Origin of the sequence: Arthrobacter sp. HMWF013, from assembly GCF_003061105.1 — a bacterium.
Classification (GTDB): Bacteria; Actinomycetota; Actinomycetes; order Actinomycetales; family Micrococcaceae; genus Arthrobacter.
Genome location: NZ_QAIQ01000519.1, coordinates 1 through 3,932 on the forward strand (window position 1 = coordinate 1; position 3,932 = coordinate 3,932).

Below are 3,932 nucleotides of genomic sequence, written 5' to 3' on the forward strand. Positions count from 1 at the left end.
GTTGGGCAGGACGCCGCGGGGCCGCATTGCGATGGCCCCCGCCTGGACGCATTTGGGTTATGCCGTCCCGGCCGGGGTTTTTGCCCAGGAGCCGCTTGATCTGTTCGAAGCGGACCCGGAAAGCAGCGGGCCCGCCGCCGCATGGGCGCCGAACAGCGAATAGGCCTGTCCTTTCAGCTTTTCCCTTTAGACTGGGTATGACACCCGGCACGTTCGGGTCTTTGTTCCCGCCGGCGGCTCTGACCAGCCGATGCCTGCCAGGCACGATTTTCTTCCAAGGTGGAACAAAGCGGACGCAGCCAAACACCCGATACGCCAGTACAGAACGGAATCTTCCCTGTGGATCCAATGAACATCGTCTTGTTCGCAATGCTCGGAGTCTTTATCTTCATGATGTTCCGCCGGAACAAGAAGACCAAGGAGCAGCAGGCACAGCTGCAGTCCCAGTTCGCTCCCGGCGTTGAGGTCATGACCACCTTTGGACTCTTCGGCCGGATCGTCTCCATGGATGACGCCGAAAACAAGGTGGTCCTGGAACTCTCTCCCGGGAACCTGGCCACCGTTCACCGCCAGGCCGTCACCAAGATCGTGGAGCCTGCCGTCGTTGCTGAGGACGAGCCCACCGTTGTTCCGGATGATGCTTCCTCGCTGACCGCCCATGATGCCGGCACTCCCGCGGCCACGGCCGCTCCGTCGGCTACAGCTGCCCCGGCGGCAACAGCTACTCCGTCGGCTACGGCAGAGACACCGGACGAGACCCTCAAGCGCCTTAACGACGAGGGCAAAAAGGACATCTAGTCCGCGCAGTACGGCACGCGCTAGCAATACGTCTACGGCTTGGGGATTGCCGCCGGGGGAGCATCAGCTCCCTGCGGTGGTTCTTCCGTACATAAGAGAAAGATCTTTCAATGGCACGAACTGGCCCTAAGAAACCAGGCCTGCGGGTCCTGGTGTGGCTCGGCGTAATCCTCGCCGTGCTGACCGCCGTCCTGGCCGGCGGCACCGTTGCCGGACAGGCAAGCTGGGCGCCCAAGCTGGCACTGGACCTTGAAGGCGGCACCCAGATGATCCTGGCGCCCAAGGTCGAGGGCGGTTCGGACATCAACGAAGAGCAGCTCAACCAGGCCGTGGCCATCATCCGTCAGCGCGTGGACGGCTCCGGTGTTGCTGAAGCGGAAATCAGTACACAGTCCGGCCGCAACGTTGTGGTCAGCCTTCCCGGTACTCCGTCCAGCCAGACACGGGCCCTGATCCAGGCCTCCGCGGACATGAACTTCCGCCCGGTCATCCTGAACGGAGCGGGTGCGGCCGTTCCGGCTGAGTCACTCACTCCTGAGGACCAGCTGCCGAAGCCCACCGCGGAACCCGCCAACAGCAGCGACACCAACTGGATTACGCCTGAGCTCTACCGCCAGTTCGAGACCCTTGACTGTGACAACCCGTCCCAGGACAAGCAGGAACGCTCGGACCCCGCCAAGCCGCTGGTCACGTGCGAGCCTGCCACCGCCACCGCTCCGGCGCTGAAGTACATCCTTGGTCCCGTTGAGGTCAAGGGCAGCAACATCGTCACGTCTTCCTTCCAGCTCCAGCAGGGTTCCCAGGGCGCCGTCACGAACCAGTGGGCGGTCAACATCCAGTTCGACGACGAAGGAACCGCCAAGTTCAAGGACGTCACCCAGCGCCTGAATGAGTTCTACGTTGCCGCAGGCGGCGAAGCCGGAACCGATCCCAAGGCGCAGTTCGCCATTGTCCTGGACGATCAGGTCATTTCGGCTCCGCGGTCACTGGCAGTCATCACCGACGGCCGGCCCCAGATCACCGGTAACTTCACTGAGCAGACGGCCAAGGCGCTGTCCGACCAGTTGCGGTTCGGCGCACTTCCCATCAGCTTCGAGATCCAGAGCGAACAGCAGATCTCGGCCACCCTGGGTGGCGAACAGCTGCGGATGGGCCTCCTGGCCGGTGTCATCGGCCTTCTGCTGGTGGTGGTGTATTCGCTCTTCCAATACCGCGCCCTGGGCCTGGTCACCATCGCATCGCTGGTGGTGGCAGGTGCACTGACGTATCTCGCCATTGCCATCCTTGGGTGGACCGAAAATTACCGGCTCTCACTGGCCGGCGTCGCAGGCATCATCGTGGCAATCGGCCAGACCGCGGACTCGTTCATTGTCTACTTCGAACGTATCCGCGACGAACTGCGTGAGGGCCGGGGACTGGTCTCCGCCGTCGAAAACGGCTGGAAGCGCGCCAAGCGCACTGTTCTGGCCTCCAAGGCCGTGAACCTGCTGGCCGCCTTGGTGCTCTACTTTGTGGCCGTGGGCAACGTCCGTGGCTTCGCCTTCACCCTGGGCCTGACCGCCATTGCCGACCTCATCGTCGTCTTTATGTTCACCCACCCGACACTGCAGTTGCTGGCGCGGACCAAGTTCTTCGGCGAAGGCCACCCCTTCTCCGGCCTTGACCCCAAGCGCCTCGGCGTCGTCCCGCTTTACCGCGGTGCAGGGCGCCTCCGGACACCCGAGGCCAAGCCCGCCGTGGTTCGGGCCAAGAACACCGGCGCAGCGGCTGAGGCCGAACGCCGGATGACCATCGCCGAGCGCCGCCTCGCCGAAAAGCAGGAGCAGCTTACGGGCTCCTCCAAGGGCGCAGCCAAGGAGAACAAGTAATGTCCAGCAGCTTCGCCACTTTCGGCAACGAGCTCTACACCGGCAAGCGCTCCTACAACTTTGTGGGAGCCAAGAAAATCTGGTTCATTATCGCGGCGGTGGCGGTGGCCCTGTCCATCCTCATCCCGGTAGCCAAGGGCGGATTCAACCTTGGCATCGAATTCCGCGGCGGTTCCGAGTTCACGGTTTCCAACGTCAAGACCACCGATGCCAACGCAGGGGAGAAGGCGGTCCAGGATGTAGTGCCTGACGCCATTCCCCGCGTGGCCAACGTGGCCGGCAGCACCATGCGGATCCAGACCGACAAACTCACCGAGGACGAGACCCTCAAGATCAAGGCGGGTCTGACCTCGGCCTACGGCGTTACGGACAACGAGGTGACGTCCACGTTCGTAGGACCGACCTGGGGCGCTGACGTTACCAAGCAGGCCCTGATCGGCCTGGTGGTTTTCGTCCTCCTCGCGGCGGTCCTCATGGCGCTCTACTTCCGGACCTGGAAGATGTCGATGTCGGCCATTGCAGGCATGCTCGTCACGATGTTCATTACCGCGGGCGTGTACGCGCTCAGCGACTTTGAGGTCACTCCATCGGCCATCATCGGGTTCCTGACAGTGCTCAGCTATTCGCTGTACGACACGGTGGTGGTGTTCGACAAGATCCGTGAAAACACGGTGGACCTGTCGGCGTCGACCCGGCGCACCTTCGCCGAGGAAGTGAACCTCGCCGTGAATCAGACCTTGGTCCGCTCCATCAACACCATGATGGTTGCCATTCTTCCGGTGGGTGCCATCCTGTTCATCGGTGCTGGCCTGCTTGGTGCGGGAACCCTCCGGGATCTCTCCCTGGCACTGTTTGTGGGAATCCTGATCGGAACGGCTGCCACCATCTTTGTTGCGGCGCCGATGTATGCGTGGCTGCGGCAGAACGAACCTGACCTTGTGAAGCAGGCAAAACGGGTCGAGCACCGGCGCGCCGAGGGCACTGCCCGCACGGACTTTTCGGCTGCCCCGGCAGGGGCCTGACCCCAATATTTACCGGGCCGGCCGGCGTCGGAATACCGACGCCGGCCGGCCCTTCGCCTTTTAAGCCGCCGGTTAGAGAAGTGAACTGACGGGGGAATAGACTGAGGTAATTAAACAGGTGTGAGGGGTGCTTCATTGGAAGAGCGTTCGGCGTCGGCGCCAGCCGCAGGCGGGGATGAGAATCCAGGCCACGGGCCACAGACCGGGCTTGCTGCTTCCGCACGCCCCGGACAGGTAGTCCCGG

General features: G+C 62.9%; 3 protein-coding genes and 1 pseudogene. All 4 read left to right on the forward strand.

Annotation, left to right across the window (positions count from 1 at the left end):
• Positions 1 to 163: pseudogene (locus DBR22_RS18100) on the forward strand (Holliday junction branch migration DNA helicase RuvB); the annotation flags it as partial.
• Positions 164 to 348: 185 nt separating this feature from the next.
• Positions 349 to 798, forward strand: coding sequence for a preprotein translocase subunit YajC (yajC, locus tag DBR22_RS18105; RefSeq protein WP_108600155.1), 450 nt, complete (start codon positions 349 to 351; stop codon positions 796 to 798).
• 110 nt (positions 799 to 908) lie between these two features.
• Positions 909 to 2,666, forward strand: a complete 1,758-nt coding sequence (gene secD / locus DBR22_RS18110; protein WP_108600156.1) for a protein translocase subunit SecD — start codon at positions 909 to 911, stop codon at positions 2,664 to 2,666.
• Entirely contained in the window at positions 2,666 to 3,688 is a 1,023-nt protein-coding gene (secF, locus tag DBR22_RS18115; protein ID WP_108600157.1) for a protein translocase subunit SecF, read from the forward strand. The genes secD and secF overlap by 1 nt, the downstream gene beginning before the upstream one ends.
• The last annotated feature ends 244 nt before the right edge of the window (positions 3,689 to 3,932 follow it).

What these genes read in the sequence shown, in the direction of transcription:
- yajC (WP_108600155.1), top strand. Translation starts at nt 349, where the DNA reads ATGAACATCGTCTTGTTCGCAATGCTCGGAGTCTTTATCTTCATGATG.
- secD (WP_108600156.1), top strand. Translation starts at nt 909, where the DNA reads ATGGCACGAACTGGCCCTAAGAAACCAGGCCTGCGGGTCCTGGTGTGG.
- secF (WP_108600157.1), top strand. Translation starts at nt 2,666, where the DNA reads ATGTCCAGCAGCTTCGCCACTTTCGGCAACGAGCTCTACACCGGCAAG.